Consider the following 21,443-nt stretch of genomic DNA (forward strand, 5'->3'; position numbering starts at 1 on the left):
GAATGCTACTGGATCTTTTCTACCTGATCAAAATTCAGCTCCACAGGTGTATCGCGACCAAAGATGGATACCAACACAGTGAGCTTCTGTGTAGCAGCAGATACCTCAGAAATAACTGCTGGCATAGAAGCAAATGGACCATCATTCACGGTAACAGATTCGCCAACCTTGAAGCTGACTTCCACAGTGCGACGCTTAGCAGCAGCTGGCTTATCTCCAGCAGACTTCAACGCCTCAGACTCGATCATTGGCGCCATCATGCGTACAACTTCCTTGCGCATCAGTGGCACAGGAGTACGGTCTTGCCCAACGAAGCCTGTAACAGCCTCGGTCTCGCGCACAATACGGAATGCATCCTCGTCTGGAATCATACGAATAAGCACATAGCCAGGCATAAAGACACGAGTTAATACTTTCTTGCCCTTATCCGTGTGCTTTTCCACTTCTTCCATTGGCACTTCAACTTGGAAAATCAAGTTCTCCATACCAAATGAAGTAACGCGAGATTCAATATTAGCTTTCACACGCTTCTCATAACCGGAATAGGTATGCAATACATACCACTTACCTTCAAGCGTGCGCAAAGACTTAGAAAATGCTTCAACAGCAAGCTGACCAGGATCTTTAGGCTCTTCAGCATCAGTATCAGCTTCATCAGCAGCATCCTCATCAGTGTCTGCTGACTTCTCGCTTGACTCTTCACTATCAGCTTCTGGCTCATCTGCAGACTCTACAGCATCTTCTTTGCCATCAACAGGCTCAGCCACATCTTCAGTAGGTTCAGCAGGCAACGACTCTTCTGCTGATTGCTCGCTTTCTACTGGCTCGTCTTGTACAGGCTGCGCTGCATCAGACTGGGCAGTGCTATCGATGTCATCAGAAGTGACGTCATCAACATTCAGTTCATCAGTCATTTATATTCCTTACAGCTGAAGTTTCTGCGTTGCCCCAAGTCTTATACCAGTAGTATTGGCATTAGCCAAAAATCCACATAACAAGCTTACCTAAGCCAAAGTCAAGACCGGTAACAACAACCATTAACAGAATTACGAAAATAAACACTGCAAGGGACCACATGAACAATTCCTTGCTAGTAGGTGTCACAACCTTACGCAGTTCGTCAATAATCTGCTTGATGAACAGACCAATACGCATGAATACATTTGGCTTAACAGCACTTGCATTTGCGCTTGATTTCTTCGCCATAAGTATCCTCGCTCATCTTGATCTATTGTTCCTAGCAGGGGCCGCGGGACTCGAACCCACAACCTACGGTTTTGGAGACCGTTGCGCTACCAATTGCGCCAGACCCCTAAGTGCGTAGCCTATCTTACACATACCCGTAGAACAAGAGACACAGGCATGCTAAAGCTGAACTTTCGCCGAAAGGAAACTATAGCGGTTTCTGCCTACGAAGTCCAGCTCTAAGCATGTCGCCGTGTCGCACAGTACTGAGTTTGAGTTGAGATTGACTTGAGCCGAGTACGACTTAAGCTTGAGCCTAAGCCTCAACCCAAGTCTTCATACGACGCATACCTTCTACTAATGCGTCATCAGCAAGCGCATAAGAGAATCGTAAATACCCAGGAGCACCAAATGCCTCCCCGGGAACAGCCGCAATATGTGCCTCATCAAGCAGTGCCGCAGCTAAATCAGCAGAAGTCTCACTCACTGTGCCCGAAGGACCCAAAGGCTTACCCAGCAATTCACGAACATCAGCAAAAGCATAAAACGCGCCCGTTGGCGTTGGACAATGCACTCCCTGCATATCGTTCAACGCGCTGACAATAGCCTTACGACGCACATCAAAAGCCTGACGCATCGCATCCACAGCCTCTAAAGATCCCTCTAACGCTGCACGAGCCGCCTGCTGAGCAATATTATTCACATTAGAAGTTAGATGTCCTTGCAATGTGGATGCCGCTTTTGCCACTACCAGCGGAGCGATCATCCAGCCCACACGCCAACCAGTCATGGCATAGGTTTTTGCAACGCCATTAAGCACAATCAATTGTTCACGAATTTGCGGCACCAGAGCGCCAATATGAGGCGCAGTAACACCGTCATAAGTGAGGTGTTCATAAATTTCATCAGAAATAATCCAAATATGATGCTTTAGCGCCCACTGCCCGATCTCCACGAGCAGCGACTCAGGCCATACTGCACCTGTTGGATTCGTTGGAGTATTGAGCACTAATGCTTTTGTATGCTCAGTTCGAGCTGCTTCTAAGGCTTCGATTGTTGGAATAAAATGCTGCTCAGCACCAGCAAATACTGCTACTGGCGTGCCATCAGCTAACTTTACGGCTTCCGGATATGAAGTCCAGTATGGGGCTGGAATAATAACCTCATCGCCTTCGCTAATGAGCACTTGGAAGGTCTCATACACTGCTTGTTTACCACCGTTGGTCACAACAATCTGTGCAGGATCTACTTCATAACCACTATCACGCAATGTTTTTGCCGCAATAGCTTTTTTGAGTGCCAGCAAACCAGCAGTTGGCGTATAGCGGTAATTTGCTGGATCTTGAGCCGCTGCAACTGCCACGGCAACAATATCCTGTGGTGTTGGGAAATTGGGTTCGCCTGCTCCGTATCCGATAACATCGACACCTGCGGCCTGCAGTGCTTTTGCTTTGCTGTCTACAGCAAGTGTCGCCGATGGTGCAACCTTGCTCATACGTGTGCTTAATGCTGTCAATTGTGCCATATATCCAGCCTATCGCGAAGAGCCGAACGAGCTATACTTCGTGTCACCATTGTCCACGTTATGGAACGCACACGAGGTGTTGTGTTACTGCACCGAATCCACTAGCACTAAATCATCGCGATGTACAAGTGGATGTGCATATTCTTCACCGAGGAGTTTTTTAATTTGCGCTGTCGTCCTGCCCAAAGTTTGTGGTACTTCTTCGGCATCGTAAGCGGCAATACCCTTAGCCACTACAGTACCTTGCTCATCCGTAATACTAATCGGGTCACCAGCACTAAAATCGCCAATAACACCCACTACGCCAGCGGCAAGCAAACTTGCGCGACCTGCTTGAATCGCAGTAACCGCACCCTCGTCAGCAACCAGACTGCCTCGTGGATGTGCCGCAAAGCCAATCCACAGGCGGCGGGCACTTCCGCGAGCTTTTACCGGAGCAAAGGCTGTACCCACTGCATCGCCCATCAAAGCTGGACCTGCGAAGGCTGCACGAGTGAGCACCACTGGAATGCCTGATTCATTTGCTACACGAGCAGCATCAAGTTTCGTATGCATACCTCCGGTGCCGACAGCTGAACCAGTGCCACCAATAGTAACCGCGTTTAATACTTCATGCACATTCTGCACATACGCGATACGCTGCGATCCTGGCTGTGACGGTGGTGCTGTATACAATCCATCCACATCGGTAAGCAGTACCAGAGCGTCTGCTTGTACAATATTGGCGACAAGCGCAGAAAGTTTATCGTTGTCACCGAAGCGAATCTCATTGCTGGCGAGCGCGTCATTCTCATTGACAATAGGAATTACACCTAAGTCGAGCAAACGGTTAAGTGTACGCCGAGCGTTGCGGTATTGAGCAGGAGTAATAGTATCTCGAGCAGTAATAAGGATTTGCCCCACGCGCAAACCGTATCGAGCAAAGGCAGACTCGTATTCGCTCATCAGCATGCCTTGCCCGACTGATGCCGCTGCCTGCTGCGTGGCCACATCAGTCGGTCGCGCATCAAATCCTAGAGGCCCAAAACCGGCTGCAATAGCACCGCTGGAAACCAGCACAATACGCGCGCCTAAATGTGCTGTTCTAGCCAGCGCATCAACAAGAGCATGGAGTTTTTCTCGATCTAAATGCCCGCTCGGTGCTGTCAGAGAACTCGACCCTACTTTTACCACAATAGTTTGTGCCTCGCTGAGCATACGACGCACTTGCTCATGCGTGTACTGCGTAGTGTCGCTTGCTGTTGCTTCTGCAAAAGTTCCTGCAAAAGTCCCTGCAGAAGTTCCTGCTTCGACTGATACTGTCGCTTCCTCTGATGTTGATGCTGCTTGCATACTCTCCAACTTACTACTCACTGAGCTTATTGATCTTACTCGTGCTATCTGTTGGATCATCAAGTACTGTAGGATCTGCCCAATGTCCAGCTTCTCGCTCTTGTCGCATCGCCTCACGCACGGCAGCCTTCGCATCCATCCACTCATGGTATTCGCGGCGACGCTCAGCATTTGTGCGCCTACGATTGCGACCTTGGGCTTCTTGCAAACGCAAATCCTCACCGCGTGCATTTTGTGGAGTACCGTCAAGCATTTCTGCGCCAGCACTGACTGTAGGATCCCAGTCAAACGCTACCGCACGATCTCCCTTACCGATGTGCACTTCATCACCTGGATGAGCACCACGCTTACGCAAAGCATCTTCGACACCAAGACTTGCCAGACGATCGGCCAAGTAGCCTACAGCTTCTTCATTGTCAAAGTTAGTCTGTAGCACCCATCGCTCTGGCTTTTCACCTGTAACTTCATACCACACATTGCCGTTGCCGTCCTGTTTGCGCTCTACTTCAAAGTCAATGCCAAGACCGCGCTCTCCTCTACGACGGCGGCGCGCGACATCGTCAAGTGGGCGAATTACTACGCGCTCTGCTTCTGCTTCGCTCTGTTCTTGCGCAATTTTTGCTCGCATATCATCAACAGTGCGTGCCAAGGCAAAGACGAGTTCTTTAAGCCCCTCATGTGAGGCAGTAGAAATTGCAAATACCGGCAGTCCCATAGCTTCAAAGTCTTTACGCACAAACTCGGCAAGTTCTCGCGCCTGCAACACATCTATTTTTGTCAAAATAATAATTCGTGGGCGTTCGGCAATTGGTACTGCACCCAATGGCAAATCAAGTTCTGCCGCATATAGCGCAAGTTCCTCTTCTAGTGCATGGTAGTCAGAAATCGGGTCGCGGTTTGGCTCTAGTGTTGCACAATCAATAACATGTGCAATTACTTCTGTGCGTTCAATATGGCGCAAGAATTCCAGCCCTAGGCCTTTACCCTGTGATGCTCCTGGAATCAATCCCGGCACATCAGCTACTGTAAAGCGCCCTTCACCAGCTTGAACTACGCCTAAATTCGGCACGAGCGTGGTAAATGGGTAGTCTGCGATTTTTGGTTTAGCAGCACTAATAGCAGCAATAAGCGATGATTTTCCGGCTGATGGGAAACCTACTAATGCCACATCAGCAATAGACTTCAATTCCAGTACCAAATCATGCTCTTCACCCGGCTCGCCAAGTAGTGCAAAGCCTGGAGCACGGCGTGCTTTATTCGCTAACGAACGGTTTCCTAAGCCGCCAGCACCGCCACGCGCAGCTACAAAGCGGTCTCCCGGACGTGTTAAATCTGCTAATGGCACCGCACGAATATGCTTACGCTCTGCTTTTTCTAGGTCTTTAGCTTCAAAAACTACAGTTCCTACAGGCACTGGCAGAATCATATCTTCACCATTGCGCCCGTCTTTATCGTCACCTAGTCCTTGTGTGCCACTGGAAGCTACACGATGTGGCATATAGCGGAAATCAAGCAAGCTGGTAGCATTGGTATCTGCTACGAAAATAACGGATCCGCCGTGCCCGCCATCGCCGCCATCTGGACCTGCGAGTGGCTTGTATTTTTCTCTGCGGATTGATGCCGCACCATTTCCGCCGTCGCCGCCCTTAACATGAACGTTTACGCGATCTACAAAATCACTCATCTATCCTTGCTGCCCCTCATGTAGTGCTTCTCGTATATATCTTCTTCAAGACCCAAGTGCTTGCATGCTTACATACTTACATATGTAAGTATCCATAATATACAAATAAAGCCGCATCCGTGTGGGTGCGGCTTACGTTTTGCGCGTATGCGTTTCGCCTACTAGGCGATAACGTCAACAACCTTGCGGTCACGGCGTACACCGAACTTAACGGTGCCATCTGCCAATGCGAACAAGGTGTGATCCTTGCCCAAACCAACATTCTGACCTGGGTGGAACTTAGTGCCACGCTGGCGAACAATAATATTTCCAGCTACTACTGCTTCGCCGCCGAACTTCTTAACACCGAGGTACTGTGGATTCGAATCGCGACCGTTGCGTGAGCTGGACGCGCCCTTCTTATGTGCCATGTTAGGATTCCTTTCGAACGCAAGCCAAATCAGGCGATCGCGGTGATCTTCACCACGGTCAACTTCTGGCGATGACCCTTGCGACGAGCCACACCAGTCTTGTTCTTGAACTTCTGAATGTGGATCTTTGGACCCTTAGCCTCATCATCCACAACCTCAGCCTTGACTGACACCTTGGCCAAATCCTTAGCTGCGGTAACAACCTTTGTGCCATCGACGAGCAGAGCTACTGGGAACTCTACAGTCTCGCCCTTCTTTGCCTCAAGACGGTTGACGATGATTGTGCTGCCAACCTCAACCTTTTCTTGGTGGCCACCGGCCTTTACAATCGCGTACATAGCTTGTATCCTTGCCTGTATTTGCCTGTTTTCAACGCTTCTTGCCATCTAGCTGCACACGCCTCATGCAGGCATGGCTAGACACCGACTATCAAGACTACACATATGCCAAGACTTTTGCAACTTATATGGCAACACGTCCAAATTTCTACTCATTATCTTGGAATTCATTCTCAGATGAAGCGGAGTCATGTTGCTCTTGCTCATGGTTTGGCACTTCATGTGCTTGCGCTTCGTGATCCTGTGCCTCATGCGCCTGTGCTCGGCGCTCTTCACTAGCAGCTTGAGCCGCGGCAGCAATCCGAGCCAACTTATCTTTGACTTCCTGAGAAGACGCTTGCGGAATAGCAGTATCTTCTTTAGCAGGTTTGCTCTCCACATTATGCACATACTTATGTGTGCTAATAAATGGATCGCCACCCTTAAGCGCATATGGATCATCATATTTTGCAGAAACTGTCGGTTCGTCATGCAAAATAAATCCACGACCCTTACATGTTGGGCACTCTTCTGAGAATGCCTCCACTAAGCCTTGCCCTACACGCTTACGTGTCATTTGGACAAGACCAAGCGAAGTTACTTCTGCAACCTGATGTTTTGTGCGGTCTCTTGCTAAACATTCGACAAGTCGGCGCAACACCAGATCGCGGTTTGCTGGCATTACCATGTCAACAAAGTCAATCATTACCATGCCGCCAATATCACGCAAACGCAATTGGCGAGCAATTTCTTCAGCAGCTTCCAGATTACATCTGGTTACTGTTTCCTCTAAAGACTTGCCTTTGCCAATAAAACGTCCGGTATTGACATCAATAGTGGTCATGGCTTCTGTACGGTCAATGACTAACGAACCACCAGAAGGCAAGTACACTTTGCGCTCCATGCCTTTACGCAACTGGCTGTCAATACGCCATTGATCAAATACATCATTGCCTTGGTGCTCTGCTGGGTCCCAACGCTCAAGTTTATTTTGCAAGTCAGGAGCCATAGTCTCAAGGTATTCTTGAATACGGTCATACACCGTATCACCTTCGACGACGAGCTTGTTGAAATCGTCGTTGAAAATATCACGCACTACGCGGATAGCAACATCCGGTTCGCCTTTAAGTAGCTTTGGTCGCTTGGAATTACGTGCTTTTTCTTCATTTTTCTGCACTTTTTCCCACTGACGCACCAGAGATTGCAGATCTTTTTCAATAGCTTCTGCAGACGCGCCTTCTGCCGCAGTTCGAATAATAATGCCCATATTTTCTGGCGCAATATTGGCAATAATCGACTTCAAACGGGCACGTTCACGCTCTGGCAACTTACGGCTTACACCTGTCATACCGCCAGATGGCACTAATACCAAGAACCTGCCGGCAAGCGTTACTTGTGAAGTTAAGCGAGCGCCTTTATGCCCAATTGGATCTTTGGTGACCTGCACTAAGACTGGATCACCTGACTTGTATGCAAGTTCAATGCGTCGTGGCTGACCCTCTAATCGCGTACTATCCCAGTTCACTTCTCCGGCGTAGAGCACACCGTTGCGTGGCTGTCCGATATCAACGAATGCCGCTTCCATACTTGGTAGCACATTCTGCACGCGACCCAAATAAATATTGCCTACTGCTGATACTTCTTGAATATCAGACACATAGTGTTCTACAAGAATGCTGTCCTCAATAACCGAGATTTGTGTGTGCTGATCCTTCTCACGCACTACCATGAGACGGTTCACGTGCTCGCGACGTGCAAGGAAATCTTGCTCAAGAAGTGTGGATTGACGCGAACGATCTCGGCGATTATCGCGGCGGCGCTGCTTTTTCGCTTCCAGACGTGTAGAGCCTTCGATATCGGTAATTTCGTCAATATACTGCTGCTTGCGAGAGCGACGAATCGTTGGCTCTTCTTCGGTTTCGTCTGTTTTGCGACGACGGCGACGACGGCGCGTCAGTGTGGTAGTAGCGTCATCGTCATCTGTATTGGCGTTGGCATTGCGATTGCGCTTTGCACTGCGCCCAGCTGTGCGTTCATCTCGAGCATTATCGTGCTCTTCATCCAATGACGCTGATTCATGTTCTGAGGCGTTCTCGTCTTCATCATGGCGCTGTGATGTTTGGCCTTGGCGATCGCGATCTTGGTTCGACCGTGAATGGCTTGCACGACGGCGGCGACGGCGAGTACGCATCGGTGTGGACTCTTCTTCAGCGTCAAGGTCAAAATCAGAAAAGTCTGCACCTTCTTCATTATCTAATTCGTCGATTGGCGTGTAATCAATATCGTCATATTGCAGATCTTCTTCAATATGTTCTACTTCTGCCGCCGCTCTGCGTTCTTGCGCATTAAGCCTGCGATTGCGGCTCTTTTTACGGGTTGCTTGTGTAGTTTCCTGTTCTACTGCATCACGGTTACCGCGCACATGGTCTGTACGATCCTGATTATCTTGCTCAACTTCATGGCGATGAGTATGCGATGTTGCTTGCTGAGTAGCCTGCTCTTCTTCTTGGCTACGGCGGTTACGACGAGTGCGCGACTTATTTTGACGATCTGAGCGATCCTGACGGTCTTGCTTATCTTGGCGATTACGCCGTGAAGTGTCGTGCTGCGTTGATGCATCTGCCGTATCATCTGCTTCATTATTGCGCTGTGCGTATGAGTTGCGTGTATGCGCTGGCAATACTGGCTCTTGGAAGAGTAGTGAAGTCATTGGGCGCACCGGAGGAAGGGCTTGATGTTCTTCCTCAGGAAGTGCAGAAAATGCCACTGCCGTTTGCGGACGGTGCACATGAGCCGACTGTGGCTGTGCTGTATCTACCACACTATCCTGTGATTGTGATGATTGTGATTGCGATGATTGCGCCTGTGCTTGTGGCTGCGCTTGATGCTGGTTTTGCACATCAGCTTGACGAGCCAGTACCTTGTGTTCATGGCTTACTCGTTCTAGCGCTTGAGACCGCTTTTGCTCAATTTCATCTTCAATACCAGGGTCGGTAAAGAATTCTTGTGCTAAAGCGTCGATACGTGCTTTACGAGCAATATCTATAGTTCGTGTACCAGTAGCACCAGTATACTGAGCGCTGCGTTTACGGCTGGTACCGCGTGTGCGTTGAGATTTGCTTTGTTCCTGATGAGGCTGCGTAGCGTTATTTGATTCTACTGCTTTATCAGACTGCACTTCCTGCTTAGTTTGAGCCTCTTGTGCTTCTTGCTGAGTTTCTTGTACTGCCTGCACATCTTGAACACTGGGCTCTTGATGAGCCTGTTCCTGATGATCAGATTGCACATGCACTGGTAATTTCGCGCCTGCAGCTCCAGTAGCGCGCACTACACGACGTCCACCTCGACGGCGGCGCGTTGTTGTCCCAGTAACTCCCTGACTTTCTGTCTGCTCAGCACTATGGGACACAACGGATACATGACCGCTGTGCGCAGCAGATTCTTGTTGTTCAGTTGTCACGAATGCTCCTTGACGGCATGCTGCATCATACCGTACTCTCCAAGTCACTCTGGCGTACTCTCACCACGCACAGCGACGCCACTTGCGCGCCCTACTTGACTTACTCAAAAACGTCTATGCCTGTGCGGACACCACGCCCTCTCCGTCTCATACAACCTCACGCGAGAGGGGGATCAACGCACACACTATAAGTAGTATGCAGTTCTACCTTCTTTAGTATGGCACAACTCATGCCCGAGTGTTGGCATATACGTTATTTCAAGGCGCTTCGGGTGTGTCACCTACTGAACATTAAGCCACTTCGTCAAAATTTGAGCAAGTTCTGTCAGCTGACTATGCGGCAACTGTTCATCTGCTTTATGCGCTAATAATGGGTCGCCAGCACCTAAATTCACTGCTGGAATACCAAGCTGCGAGAAGCGTGCCACGTCAGTCCACCCCATTTTTGCAAGTGGCGCACGCCCTGTTTGTTCGAGCACAAGATCTGCAAGAGATTGCGCCATTGGAGTATCCATACCGGGTTTAGCTGCAGGAGATTCATCATGCATTTCAATGCCAAATCCTTCAAAAATGCCACCTGTTGCAATATGTTCTCCATTGCCTAATTCAGCCGCACAATCGGCACCCATTACATGGGCTTTGGCTTGAGCAATACTTTGGTCTGGAGCAAATCGATAATTGACGTGTACGCGGCATTCATTTGGAATTACATTTGTACCTGTACCACCTTGAATCAAAGTAGCATTAAGACCTTCCCGATATACAAGCCCTCCTACTTCAATATTGCGTGGCTCATATGCTTCAAGACGAGAAAGCACAGTTGCCGCATGATGGATAGCATTATCTCCCATCCACGCACGCGCCGAATGCGCAGCAATACCATGGCAGATCACATCAAAGCGGATAGTGCCATTGCATCCGCCTTCAATTCCACAACTCGTTGGCTCTCCAATAATGGCAAAATCTCCAGTAATCCAGTCTGGGTGATCGCGTACTACTTTGCCTAATCCATTCTTTTCTGCAACTACTTCTTCATGGTCATAGAATACATAAGTAATATCGTATTGCGCATCAGTCGCTGTCAATGCTAAGTACAGCATCACCGCATCCGATGCTTTCATATCGGTGGCGCCACGTCCCCAAAGCACTGCATCAGTTGGATATACTTCTTTAACATCTTGACGAATTTTTGGATCGCCTGGTTCAAGCCATTGCGGCGGGAAATTGTCGATAATAGGCACCGTGTCAATATGTCCAGCCAAAATAACGCGCTGTGTTTTACCAAATGATGTTGTGGCAACAAGCGTATCGCCGTGGCGCTTAACCTCTAAATGTGGCGCCTGTCGCAATACTCGTTCTAAAGCGTCAGCAAGTGCCGTCTCATGATCTGAAACGGATTCCATATTCATGAGTGCCCATAACAATGCGTCAAGAGCTTCGCCCGACGAAGTGCGCACTGCAGCATGTGCAGTATCAATATGGTGTTGTACGACTTGTTCTAGTGTTGCCGTTGCATTATTTGGCATTACTTCTGGCTGAGTCATGGCACTTATGCTACCGCATGCAGCTTTAGCATGGCATAATTAGTTCATATGCTAATCACCGTTCATATAGTGAGACTATGCTACTGCGAACTAGAACAAATGCCAAGTCAACCGATGATATGCAGTTGGACCATGCTGAGCAATGGCACTGCGGTGAGCAGGAGAACCATAGCCCTTATTGCTCGCCCATGCATAATCATCCCACTGCGGGTTTGCATGAGCCAAATTACCCATCAGTTCATCACGAATCACTTTTGCAATTACCGCAGCAGCAGCCACACTTGCACACTGCCTGTCAGCTTTTACCAAAGTATCTACTGCAATCGGCTCTAATAATTCGGGAGCATCAAATGAGCTAACCACCGGCGTAATGTAATCATTGGGACCGTCCAAAATACCGGCAACTTTAAGCTCATGCCGCGCTAATACAGGCACTTGCGGAGTTTGTGAACCCAAACCGGCGATCGTGCCATTCCATTGAGGACTAATCACGCAATTAGGAGCCAAAGCCGCCAAACCGGACTCCCCTAGCTCCGTGTGCTTGCCAGTAGTTAGCAGCATTTCAATTTCATTAAGCGCGCGCACTGCAGCAACACCAAGCGCATAAGTAATGCCCCACTCATCGACTTCCCCAGCACTTACCGCACCAACTGCCCACGCAGCACACCAATGTTGCAACGGATGTAGTAGTGACTGACGGCGCACCTCAGTAAGAATCTTTGAATCGGCAACACCAGAAGGTACGCGCCACTGCGCCTCTTCCTCACTATCACGCGCTAACAGCGCCACAGCGCCGACCATAGCAGGACCGGCAAGTGAACCGCGACCAACCTCATCAAAACCAACAACCACATTATGCTCTTTTTGAGCAAGCTGATGCTCGATATCGAGTGTTGGAACAAGACGAGGAATAAGAGTCGCCATCACCGAACCTCCGTTATACCACCTACACCATCAAACATACCCGATGGTCGTGCAAGAGACGACCACTGTGTCACAGGCCAATACACAGCAAGTGCCACACCCTCCACATTGTGGATTGGCACAAGCCCTTGATTACCATCTTCTTGGTGCAGACGCGAATCTGCCGAGTTTGAGCGGTTATCGCCCATTACAAACAGATTACCATCAGTTACCGTAATAGAAAACGGTATATCGCTAGGGTTTACTCCCGGTTTGCGAATAGCAGAATCATCAATCGCTACACCGTTAATAGTAATTGGCGCTCCATTGCCCTTACACGCAACCACATCGCCCGGCAAACCTATAACACGTTTAATCAAATATTCTTTCGTATCAATAGAAAACAGTCGCGAGGAGGTTGTAGCACCCTCTAACCAATGTGCCGGGTCCTTAAACACAATCACATCGCCGCGTTTAATGCCACCCCCTATCCCGGGGGTTAAGCGCGTAGTAATAACCTGATCCCCAATTTGCAAAGTATCCATCATGGAACCTGAGGGAATCTCATACACACCAAAAACAAATAATCGCAGCAGCAGCACCACAATAATAGGAATGCCGCCCCAAATAGCAAAGTCTTTGAACGTAAAGGCTTCCGGCTCCGAAGACTGGGACTGTTGTAATTGAGAAGTGCGAAACCCAGACTGCACAACACGCACAGGCATATTCCGCCTTGATGCGATATGTGAACCACTTACTCGTGACTGTCTGAGCATACCTCTCCAAGCCTTGTCAATTGCACAACACTATACAGGTTATACAAGTTTACTGTGCAATACTTTGAAATATCTCTGAATTTTGAAATATCTCTGAATCTGTATATGAGTACTGTATACGGACAACTGTATACAAATATCAGTAAACCCGTGGTCAAGAACTGTAAACCAGCTCTACACCAACGGGTTTTACGTATGTAATCAGACGCTAAACTAGGCGTTCTGAGTATTGTCGCGACGCTCAACGATACGAGCTGCCTTACCGCGCAAATTACGCAAGTAGTACAGCTTAGCGCGGCGTACCTTGCCCTTGCGCACGAGCTCAATAGAGTCGATTGCTGGGGAGTGTACTGGGAAGCGACGCTCAACACCTACACCAAAGCTAATCTTGCGCACCATGAAGGTTTCACGCAAACCAGCACCCTGGCGTGCAATAACAACACCCTGGAAAGCCTGAATACGAGTGTTGTTACCTTCCTTAATATTGACGTTTACCTTAACGGTATCGCCTGGACGGAATGCTGGAATAGTAGCAACGTCCTTCATATGCTTAGCATCAAATGCTTCAATGGCGTTAACCATGATAATCCTCCATCACCGCCGTATGTCGGCTCCAGATAAGGAGCACTGCACGGAACACATTGTCCTAATTGCCCTACTGTTGTACAGCGCTCAAACGTTCCCCTCTGGTTTGCCATCGGGGGTGTGCTATCCGGTTGCTTCACTTCTGTGAAACCTAGACTCAAGCGACAATCGCCCATACGGCGGCAACTGCCGAGCACCGCATTAAGTGTAACTAAATACTGCGACACTCAATGCACTACAAACTCTAACTTTTCTGCCTAAGTATTATTTAGTTTCTACCTAGATAGTGCCCAGTTGCTAGAAATACTATGCAAATGCTGCCTATCTAGTTACAACCTAGATACTACCTAGTTGCTACTTAGATTCGTGATACGACTTCTCCGTATTAACCGACCACACATTCTTCTTCGAAGTCTTGCCAGTACGAATATTGCTGACAGCCTCGATTGCAGTGGCCATGGAATGATCCTGATTATTGTAATGATGCTGACCATTACGTCCAACGCAGTACAAATTACCGAAGGAATCAAGCCATTCAGTCAACTCATCAATACGACTGTAGGTATCAAAGTACGCTGGATATGCCTTTGGCACACGCTCGCGATGAGCGTCAAGCACATCCTGTTCGCCGCGAATAATCCCCATACGAGTGAGTTCGCGAATAGCAAAAGCACGTGCTTCTTCCTCACTCAAATTCCAGAATTCATCGCCTTCTTCGCAGAAGTACTCCAGACCAATCCATACAGTATGGTCCACATCCTTCACCAAATATGGGCTCCAGTTGTTGAAAATCTGGATACGACCTACCTTGTAGCCAGGGTCTTGCACATAAATCCAGCAATCTGGCACAATTGGAGGCGTACCAAGTGTTGGAATATTGGTGGTATTGCGAATTTGCAGGCGCTTGCATAGCAGACCAACAGTAACAAAATCACGATATGGCAACCCATTAGCAATGGTCTTCATATCTTCAGGAGCACCAGCCGCAGAAGCATCAACTGCATTAACCAGGTCCTTCAACGGCATAGAAGAAATAAACTCATCTGCCTCAAGCACCGTCTCATTGCCAGCAGGATCAGTGTAGGTTACTGAAGCAATACGCCCTGCGTCTTGACTAATCTTGGTCACGCGAGCATCGGTAATAACTTGCACACCATGCTCACGGCAGTTTTCTTCAACAGTTTCCCAGAGCTGACCTGGACCCAACTTTGGATACCAGAATTCTTCAATTAACGAAGTCTCTACTTTAGAGGAATCCTGTTTTTTAGGAAGCAACTTCATAAAAGCATTCTTTAACACTTCGATAATGCTCAAGCCCTTGACGCGCTGAGCTCCCCAATCTGCAGAAATTTGCGATGGGTGACGTCCCCAAAGCTTCTCAGTGTATCCTTCAAAGAACATGGAGTAGAGCTTGCGACCGAAGCGGTTAATGTAGAAGTTCTCCAAATTCGTCTCAGGCAGCTTATGGAATACCGACTTCAAATACGACATGCCAGCCACAAAAGTCAATGGCAAGCCCATAGCACGAATCGTGTTAGGAGACAGAGAAATTGGGTAATCAAAGAAGTGACGATTCCAGTAAATGCGGCTGACGCGATGGCGCTTAAGCATTACCTTATCAGTTTTTTCAGGATCTGGACCGCCTGGCTCTAAATCGTGGTGACGCCCAAGTTTGCGATCATCATACGAAGGAGCACCCTGTAGTGGCAGTACTTCCTTCCACCATTGCATAATGCGGTCATCTTTTGAGAAGAAACGGTGTCCACCAATATCCATGCGGTTGCCGTTGTGCTTTACTGTGCGAGAGATGCCGCCAAATTCCTTGGTTGCCTCCAGCACAGTGACGTCATACTCGTGTGTATCGTCTTTTACCAATTCCCAAGCTGCGGTTAAACCTGCTGGACCGCCGCCAATAATAACCACTGACTTACGTTCTGACAAAGTGTACTCCTACTCGCGGCGCCGCCGCTTTTCAGTATGGTTCTCTATATATCTCGTTGTATATCGTTGTTACGTTTTCGCGTGCTAGTACTGCGCTTACTACAACACATACTTACCGCAATACATACTTACTACGCGCAGAAACGCTTTATTACAGCACTCCTCACGCCAAGTATGCGATAAACATGGCTTAGCAGACAGCTCGCACGTCACGTTACGGTCAAACCACTACGCGCTCTAGTTAAGCCACTAGAGCACAATTAGCTAGCGTTAAGCATAGTACAAGGGCATAACGAACAAGAGCAGTGTTCACAATTCTTGCACGTGAGTATGCAATAATACGAGCAAAATGTTAGATATTGCATAGCTGCGTACACATTGCATGCACGTATATTGCATAGCTGAGTACACATTGCACACACTACATGCGTATGCTACATACTATCTGGAATATCTAAATCCGTTTTTTGCACTTCCTCAACATTCACATCCTTAAACGTCACAATGCGAACATTGCGCACAAAGCGTGTTGGACGATACACATCCCACACCCATGCATCTGTTAATTGCACATCAAAGTACACATCTTGCCCTGCAGAACGCACATTAAAATCTACTTTATTCGCTAAATAAAAGCGTCGCTCTGTTTCCACAACATAGGTGAATAATTTAATTACGTCACGATACTCGCGATAGAGGGCAAGCTCCGCCTCAGTTTCGTAATTATCTAAATCTTCAGCGCTCATTCATTATTCTCCCGAGTACGACTTTTGCCTAGATTACGCCACCATGCACGTTTTGAATGTGTTGCTGTTTTATCAGCATATGACCACGAGGAGCCACCCTTAGTATTGTGCTGAGTATCGGCGTCAGAATCGGCAACAGCATCAGCATCTTGCTGGCCATGCTTATTCGGAACCTGTTCTGCGCTTTGGTCAGCGGCATGAAGCCCCGCAGTATGTCGTGCAGTTTCTGCATTACCTGCTTTAGTGAGCTTACTAGATTCAGGTGCGTCGTGATTAGCATTACTTTCACGCTCTTGCATACTGCGCTTATCATGTGCTGCATCCAATGCCGCTTGCGCTTGTACTGTATGCTCGAGTTGAGATGTTGGCGACTGATAAGAGGTATCAGTTGCACCTTGCTGTGCTCGGGAACTATCAGCATTTTGGGTTGCTTCTACGCTATCAGTTTGTTGCCCATCCTGCACTGCCTGTTCTTGGTTTAATGCAGTATGTAATGCAGTATCAGAAATAGCACTAGAAGCAGCACTAGAAGCAGCATCTTGTTCGCCGCCTTCAACATTTGGCTTTAAGGATTGCGCTTGTTGATTACGCAACTGCTGAGCAACTTTATCGCGCATAATGCTCATCGAATGTTCGCGCGCCGCCAATGCCTCGCGCACACCAGGATTATCCTCAATTAAATGCATGCCAAAAGCATCCAACGAGCGAATCGGATCAAACTCGTCAACCAGCGTACCGAGCACAATCTGATCTTGATAACGCTGATCCGCATCATCCCATAGCGCATGGCGAGAAGTGCCTTCTAACACAAAACCAAGCGACTGGTATACCGATAGCGAGCGCGTATTCTTCTCTGGAACTGCCACCCAGATTCTATGCATACCCAAGCCAGCTGGCGCCCAAGCAAAACCATAGGTCATCACACGAGGCATGGCATCACGAGAATACCCACGCCCGCGATAGTCTTTACCAAGCATGATTTGAATACGAGCAGACTTTGCCCAACCATCAATATCAATAAGAAAAATCATGCCAATTACTTTGCCGTCTTTAGGCTCTAATTCGCCAGTCGGATCAGCAACTACAGCCCATGCAATAGTGCGGCGAGATTCTGGATCTCCTACTCCGGATTCATGCGAAGATAATCCTTGAGACCAAGCGACAGACCTACCAACCCAAGTATGTACGAGTGCGCGTTCTGCTGCCTCATCTTTGCCAGTAATGCGTGAAGCATTGTAGTATGCTTCAAGCTCGTCCATAATGGCACAGTCTGCTAATGTTGCTGGTCGCAAATGGACCATTTCGCCGTTAATTTCCGGGATAGTAATGGTATCAGGTAGTGTGCGTGACACTTCATTTTCTACAGAATCACCCATCGCCGCTTCACCGTCCTGTTTATGTATGCATGACCATATGCACCCATAATGCATAGTTTGTCAAAAGTACCATTCATTACAATACACGTGTTTTTGTTGCAACGCTCTCATGGGCACATACTTATCGAGTGAGTTGTGCAGTATCTTCACTGAATTGCGTATATTGTGCTGTTTGAACTACGCCCCGCGCATAACAAAACTGCCCGAGTGCCGTAACACCCGAGCAGTTTGCTATTATGAGACGCTTGCTTAGCCCTTGATTCGCTTCATCACTACAGCGGTCACAGCCTTCGCATCAGCCTGACCGCGCGTAGCCTTCATCACAGCGCCAATAATAACGCCCATTGGCTTCATATTGCCAGACTTGAGCTTCTCAGCCACATCTGGGTTTGCAGCCAAAGCGTCATCCACAGCCTTCTCGATAGCACCATCGTCAGAAACCACCTTATAGCCGTGCTTCTCCACGACCTGTTCAGGGGTGCCTTCCCCGGCGAGTACACCAGAGACGGTCTGCTTGGCGAGTTTATCGTTGAGCTTGCCGGAAGCAATCAGAGCCTCTACACTGGCCACATCCGCTGGAGTGATTGGCAACTCTTCGAGCGAAATTTCCTTCGCATTTGCCTCACGAGACAGCTCACCAAGCCACCACTTGCGAGCGCCAGCAGCGGAGGCGCCAGCAGCTACAGTTTGCTCAATTAAATCGAGAGCGTCTGCGTTAATGATATCGCGCATCTGCAAATCGGTAAGCTCCCACTCAGCCTGCAAACGGTTGCGGCGTTCGCGTGGCATTTCAGGCATCTGCGCGGCAAGCTCGGCCTTATGCTCAGGCGTGACATGCACCATCACCAAATCAGGATCTGGGAAGTAGCGGTAATCGTCAGCGTCGGTCTTTACACGGCCGCCAGCAGTGGTTTGCGTGGATTCGTCCCAGTGACGAGTCTCCTGCAAAATTTCCTTGCCCTCTTCCAAACGCGCAGCTTGGCGACGAATCTCATAAATAATCGTCTTCTCAATACCGCGGAAAGAGTTCACATTCTTAGTTTCAGAACGTGTACCAAATGGAGCATCTGGGCTAGGACGCAGCGACACATTCACGTCGGCACGCATATTACCCTGCTCCATACGAGCGTGAGAAATATTCAACGTGCGCACAATATCGCGAATTGCCTTCACATACGCGCCTGCAACTTCTGCAGCACGAGCGCCAGCACCTTCGATTGGCTTAGTAACAATCTCAATCAGTGGCACACCAGCACGGTTGTAATCTACCAAGGAGTGGTCTGCACCCTCAATACGACCGTCAGCGCCACCAACGTGAGTATTCTTACCCGCATCATCTTCCACATGGGCACGCTCGATTGGTACACGGAATATTTCGCCGTCCTCCAGCTCAACATCCAAATACCCGTTGCCATTAAGTGGCTTATCATACTGGGAAATCTGGTAGTTACGTGGCATGTCTGGGTAGAAATAATTCTTACGCGCAAACTGGCTCCACTCTGCAATCTCGCAGTGCAGGGCCAAACCAAGCTTCACCGCATAGTCGATTGCGGTTTTATTCACTACTGGCAAGCTACCTGGCAAACCAAGTGACACTGGAGTGAGCTGAGTATTAGGCTCGCCACCAAACTCAATATGTGCTGGGCAGAAGAGTTTTGTTTCTGTGCTCAGCTCTACGTGGACTTCCAAACCGATTACTGGGTCATACTTGGCAACAGCATCGGAGAATTTCATCAATTTTTCTGCCATGATATTCCTTTACACTATGCTTTATGCCAAGCCCCTACGCACCAAGGCCCTCAAGCCAAGGAGTGTTCAGAGACTGCCAAATTGGACCATGCCATTGTTCTTCTAATGCTGCTTCAAGCGCTGCCGCTGGCTTATACATCACTTCATCGCGCTGCTGTGGAGCAATGAACTGAATACCAGTTGGCAAACCATCGTCGCTTAATCCGGCAGGAATGCTCAAAGCAGGAACGCCGGCAAGATTTGCAGGAATGGTTGCAATATCGTTCATATACATGGACATTGGGTCGTCCATCTTTTCACCGAACTTGAAGGCTGTTGAAGGGCTTGTTGGAGACACCAGCACGTCAACCTGCTCAAATGCGCGATTGAAATCTTCAATAATCAGTGTGCGCACTTTTTGAGCAGAACCATACCATGCGTCATAGTAGCCAGCAGACAATGCGTATGTACCCAAAATAATACGGCGCTTCACCTCATCACCGAAGCCAGCTTCGCGTGTGTACGCCATCATATTAGCGGCAGTTTGTGGCACGCCTGCAGGTGGCATAACGCGCAAACCATAGCGCATACCGTCATAGCGAGCCAAATTAGAGCTTACTTCGGAAGGCATAATAATGTAGTATGCACCCAAAGCGTATGGGAAGTGCGGGCAGGAAACTTCTACCACTTCAGCACCCATTGCTTCAAGCTGTGCCACTGCTTCACGGAAACGTGCTTCAACACCTGGCTGGAAGCCTTCGCCACCAATTTCCTTAATCAAACCAACTTTCATGCCCTTAAGGTCGCGAGTGGCGCCTTCACGTGCCGCCGCTGCCATTGGGCGTGCTGGAGCTGGGATAGATGTGGAATCCTTTGGATCATGACCGCCAATAATCTCCTGCAACAATGCAGAATCAAGTACAGTGCGCGTCACAGGGCCAATCTGATCAAGTGAGCTTGCCATAGCAATAGCACCATAACGGCTTACTCCACCATAAGTTGGCTTAACGCCGACGGTACCAGTGAGGGCACCCGGCTGACGAATAGAACCACCAGTATCAGTACCGAGAGCAAGAGGCGCCTCAAAAGCTGCAACTGCGGAAGCAGAACCGCCGCCAGAACCACCTGGTACGCGCGCGGTATCCCAAGGATTGCGCGTTGGACCATAGGCAGAATGTTCGGTTGAAGAGCCCTGTGCAAACTCATCCAAATTGGTTTTACCCAAAATTGGCATGTGAGCTGCCTTAAGACGCTCAATTACTGTAGCATCATATGGAGGAATCCAACCCTGCAAAATCTTAGAAGCAGCAGTGGTTTCAATGCCCTTAGTGACAATCATGTCCTTAATGGCAATTGGCACACCGGCAAGCTCTGGCAGTGCCTGCTTATCATCTGCACTCAGTGCGTCAAATGCATCTGCTTGCTCACGTGCTTGCTCTCCTGCAATCTGCAAGAATGCGTGAATGCTTGGCTCAGCTTGTTCAATAACATCAAGGTGAGCATCTACGAGTTCGCGGCTGGAGACTTCCCCATTGCGTAATTCCTCAGCCATTTGTGTGGCAGAAAGTTGTACCACATTGCTTGTATTTGTCATATTGTCTCCCTGACGTCAGCCTTGAATTTGTGGTGCCACAAACATGCCATGCTCAACTGCCGGAGCGCCTGCTGTGGCTTCCTGTTGAGTTAATGGTGTTGCCGGCTCATCTGGACGCATATAGGCTTCCAGCGGCACTGGGTTTGCGGTAGGCTGCACATCGTCAGTGGCTACCTCTTGAATCTTATTTATAGAATCTGCGATAACGTTCAATTCACCTTGGAGGCGCGTAATTTCGTCATCGGTGAGCGCTATTCGGGCAAGGTCGCCCAAATGCTCAATCTGTGCACGATCAAATGTAGTTGGCATACCTTTTACTATAGGGCGCAAACATGAC

The 21,443-nt window shown here is 48.8% G+C and carries 17 protein-coding genes, 1 tRNA gene and 1 pseudogene; all 19 read right to left on the bottom strand.

What is annotated here, in order from left to right; genetic code table 11:
• Positions 1-5: 5 nt before the first annotated feature.
• The 19 genes and pseudogenes from nusG to gatC all read right to left on the bottom strand — a co-directional run bounded on the left by nusG (position 6) and on the right by gatC (position 21,415).
• Positions 6-914: a transcription termination/antitermination protein NusG gene (nusG, locus tag IEU85_RS05405; RefSeq protein ID WP_188355216.1), complete on the bottom strand. Its 909-nt coding sequence runs from the start codon at positions 912-914 to the stop codon at positions 6-8.
• A gap of 61 nt (positions 915-975) precedes the next feature.
• Positions 976-1,206 carry a preprotein translocase subunit SecE gene (gene secE, locus IEU85_RS05410; RefSeq protein ID WP_188355217.1) on the bottom strand — a complete coding sequence of 77 codons (231 nt, stop codon included), beginning with the start codon at positions 1,204-1,206 and terminating at the stop codon, positions 976-978.
• Between the two features lie 35 nt (positions 1,207-1,241).
• A tRNA-Trp gene (locus IEU85_RS05415) sits at positions 1,242-1,314 on the bottom strand.
• Between the two features lie 187 nt (positions 1,315-1,501).
• The gene (locus tag IEU85_RS05420) at positions 1,502-2,710 is read right to left on the bottom strand and encodes a pyridoxal phosphate-dependent aminotransferase (RefSeq protein WP_188355218.1); all 1,209 of its coding nucleotides are present in this window, start codon (positions 2,708-2,710) and stop codon (positions 1,502-1,504) included.
• Between the two features lie 84 nt (positions 2,711-2,794).
• Positions 2,795-3,907, bottom strand: coding sequence for a glutamate 5-kinase (gene proB / locus IEU85_RS05425; RefSeq protein ID WP_188355353.1), 1,113 nt, complete (start codon positions 3,905-3,907; stop codon positions 2,795-2,797).
• 148 nt (positions 3,908-4,055) lie between these two features.
• Positions 4,056-5,726, bottom strand: a complete 1,671-nt coding sequence (obgE, locus tag IEU85_RS05430) for a GTPase ObgE (RefSeq protein WP_188355219.1) — start codon at positions 5,724-5,726, stop codon at positions 4,056-4,058.
• A 161-nt stretch (positions 5,727-5,887) separates the two neighbouring features.
• On the bottom strand, positions 5,888-6,136 hold the full coding sequence (gene rpmA / locus IEU85_RS05435) for a 50S ribosomal protein L27 (RefSeq protein WP_188355220.1): 249 nt from the start codon (positions 6,134-6,136) through the stop codon (positions 5,888-5,890).
• Between the two features lie 29 nt (positions 6,137-6,165).
• The gene (gene rplU / locus IEU85_RS05440) at positions 6,166-6,474 is read right to left on the bottom strand and encodes a 50S ribosomal protein L21 (RefSeq protein WP_188355354.1); all 309 of its coding nucleotides are present in this window, start codon (positions 6,472-6,474) and stop codon (positions 6,166-6,168) included.
• Positions 6,475-6,622: 148 nt separating this feature from the next.
• Positions 6,623-9,913, bottom strand: a complete 3,291-nt coding sequence (locus IEU85_RS05445; protein WP_443093423.1) for an Rne/Rng family ribonuclease — start codon at positions 9,911-9,913, stop codon at positions 6,623-6,625.
• 281 nt (positions 9,914-10,194) lie between these two features.
• The gene (gene dapE / locus IEU85_RS05450; RefSeq protein WP_229714776.1) at positions 10,195-11,457 is read right to left on the bottom strand and encodes a succinyl-diaminopimelate desuccinylase; all 1,263 of its coding nucleotides are present in this window, start codon (positions 11,455-11,457) and stop codon (positions 10,195-10,197) included.
• A 90-nt stretch (positions 11,458-11,547) separates the two neighbouring features.
• On the bottom strand, positions 11,548-12,381 hold the full coding sequence (locus IEU85_RS05455) for a ribonuclease HII (RefSeq protein ID WP_188355221.1): 834 nt from the start codon (positions 12,379-12,381) through the stop codon (positions 11,548-11,550).
• Entirely contained in the window at positions 12,381-13,136 is a 756-nt protein-coding gene (gene lepB / locus IEU85_RS05460; RefSeq protein WP_229714777.1) for a signal peptidase I, read from the bottom strand. The genes IEU85_RS05455 and lepB overlap by 1 nt, the downstream gene beginning before the upstream one ends.
• Before the next feature lie 213 nt (positions 13,137-13,349).
• Entirely contained in the window at positions 13,350-13,718 is a 369-nt protein-coding gene (rplS, locus tag IEU85_RS05465) for a 50S ribosomal protein L19 (protein WP_188355222.1), read from the bottom strand.
• A 357-nt stretch (positions 13,719-14,075) separates the two neighbouring features.
• A complete protein-coding gene (locus IEU85_RS05470) occupies positions 14,076-15,662 on the bottom strand; it encodes an NAD(P)/FAD-dependent oxidoreductase (protein ID WP_188355223.1) in 1,587 nt (528 codons plus the stop codon).
• 434 nt (positions 15,663-16,096) lie between these two features.
• Positions 16,097-16,408, bottom strand: coding sequence for a DUF2469 domain-containing protein (locus IEU85_RS05475; protein WP_188355224.1), 312 nt, complete (start codon positions 16,406-16,408; stop codon positions 16,097-16,099).
• Positions 16,409-17,025: 617 nt separating this feature from the next.
• Positions 17,026-17,784, bottom strand: a pseudogene (locus IEU85_RS08685) (GNAT family N-acetyltransferase); the annotation flags it as partial.
• Between the two features lie 249 nt (positions 17,785-18,033).
• A complete protein-coding gene (gatB, locus tag IEU85_RS05485; RefSeq protein WP_188355226.1) occupies positions 18,034-19,533 on the bottom strand; it encodes an Asp-tRNA(Asn)/Glu-tRNA(Gln) amidotransferase subunit GatB in 1,500 nt (499 codons plus the stop codon).
• A 34-nt stretch (positions 19,534-19,567) separates the two neighbouring features.
• A complete protein-coding gene (gene gatA, locus IEU85_RS05490) occupies positions 19,568-21,106 on the bottom strand; it encodes an Asp-tRNA(Asn)/Glu-tRNA(Gln) amidotransferase subunit GatA (RefSeq protein ID WP_188355227.1) in 1,539 nt (512 codons plus the stop codon).
• 15 nt (positions 21,107-21,121) lie between these two features.
• A complete protein-coding gene (gene gatC, locus IEU85_RS05495) occupies positions 21,122-21,415 on the bottom strand; it encodes an Asp-tRNA(Asn)/Glu-tRNA(Gln) amidotransferase subunit GatC (protein ID WP_188355228.1) in 294 nt (97 codons plus the stop codon).
• Between the last annotated feature and the right edge of the window lie 28 nt (positions 21,416-21,443).

This window comes from Galliscardovia ingluviei (assembly GCF_014635685.1).
Taxonomy (GTDB): Bacteria; Actinomycetota; Actinomycetes; order Actinomycetales; family Bifidobacteriaceae; genus Galliscardovia; species Galliscardovia ingluviei.

Coding starts and splice junctions, on each gene's coding strand:
- nusG (WP_188355216.1), bottom strand. CDS start 914: ATGACTGATGAACTGAATGTTGATGACGTCACTTCTGATGACATCGAT.
- secE (WP_188355217.1), bottom strand. CDS start 1,206: ATGGCGAAGAAATCAAGCGCAAATGCAAGTGCTGTTAAGCCAAATGTA.
- IEU85_RS05420 (WP_188355218.1), bottom strand. CDS start 2,710: ATGGCACAATTGACAGCATTAAGCACACGTATGAGCAAGGTTGCACCA.
- proB (WP_188355353.1), bottom strand. CDS start 3,907: ATGCTCAGCGAGGCACAAACTATTGTGGTAAAAGTAGGGTCGAGTTCT.
- obgE (WP_188355219.1), bottom strand. CDS start 5,726: ATGAGTGATTTTGTAGATCGCGTAAACGTTCATGTTAAGGGCGGCGAC.
- rpmA (WP_188355220.1), bottom strand. CDS start 6,136: ATGGCACATAAGAAGGGCGCGTCCAGCTCACGCAACGGTCGCGATTCG.
- rplU (WP_188355354.1), bottom strand. CDS start 6,474: ATGTACGCGATTGTAAAGGCCGGTGGCCACCAAGAAAAGGTTGAGGTT.
- dapE (WP_229714776.1), bottom strand. CDS start 11,457: ATGACTCAGCCAGAAGTAATGCCAAATAATGCAACGGCAACACTAGAA.
- IEU85_RS05455 (WP_188355221.1), bottom strand. CDS start 12,381: ATGGCGACTCTTATTCCTCGTCTTGTTCCAACACTCGATATCGAGCAT.
- lepB (WP_229714777.1), bottom strand. CDS start 13,136: ATGCTCAGACAGTCACGAGTAAGTGGTTCACATATCGCATCAAGGCGG.
- rplS (WP_188355222.1), bottom strand. CDS start 13,718: ATGGTTAACGCCATTGAAGCATTTGATGCTAAGCATATGAAGGACGTT.
- IEU85_RS05475 (WP_188355224.1), bottom strand. CDS start 16,408: ATGAGCGCTGAAGATTTAGATAATTACGAAACTGAGGCGGAGCTTGCC.
- gatB (WP_188355226.1), bottom strand. CDS start 19,533: ATGGCAGAAAAATTGATGAAATTCTCCGATGCTGTTGCCAAGTATGAC.
- gatA (WP_188355227.1), bottom strand. CDS start 21,106: ATGACAAATACAAGCAATGTGGTACAACTTTCTGCCACACAAATGGCT.
- gatC (WP_188355228.1), bottom strand. CDS start 21,415: ATGCCAACTACATTTGATCGTGCACAGATTGAGCATTTGGGCGACCTT.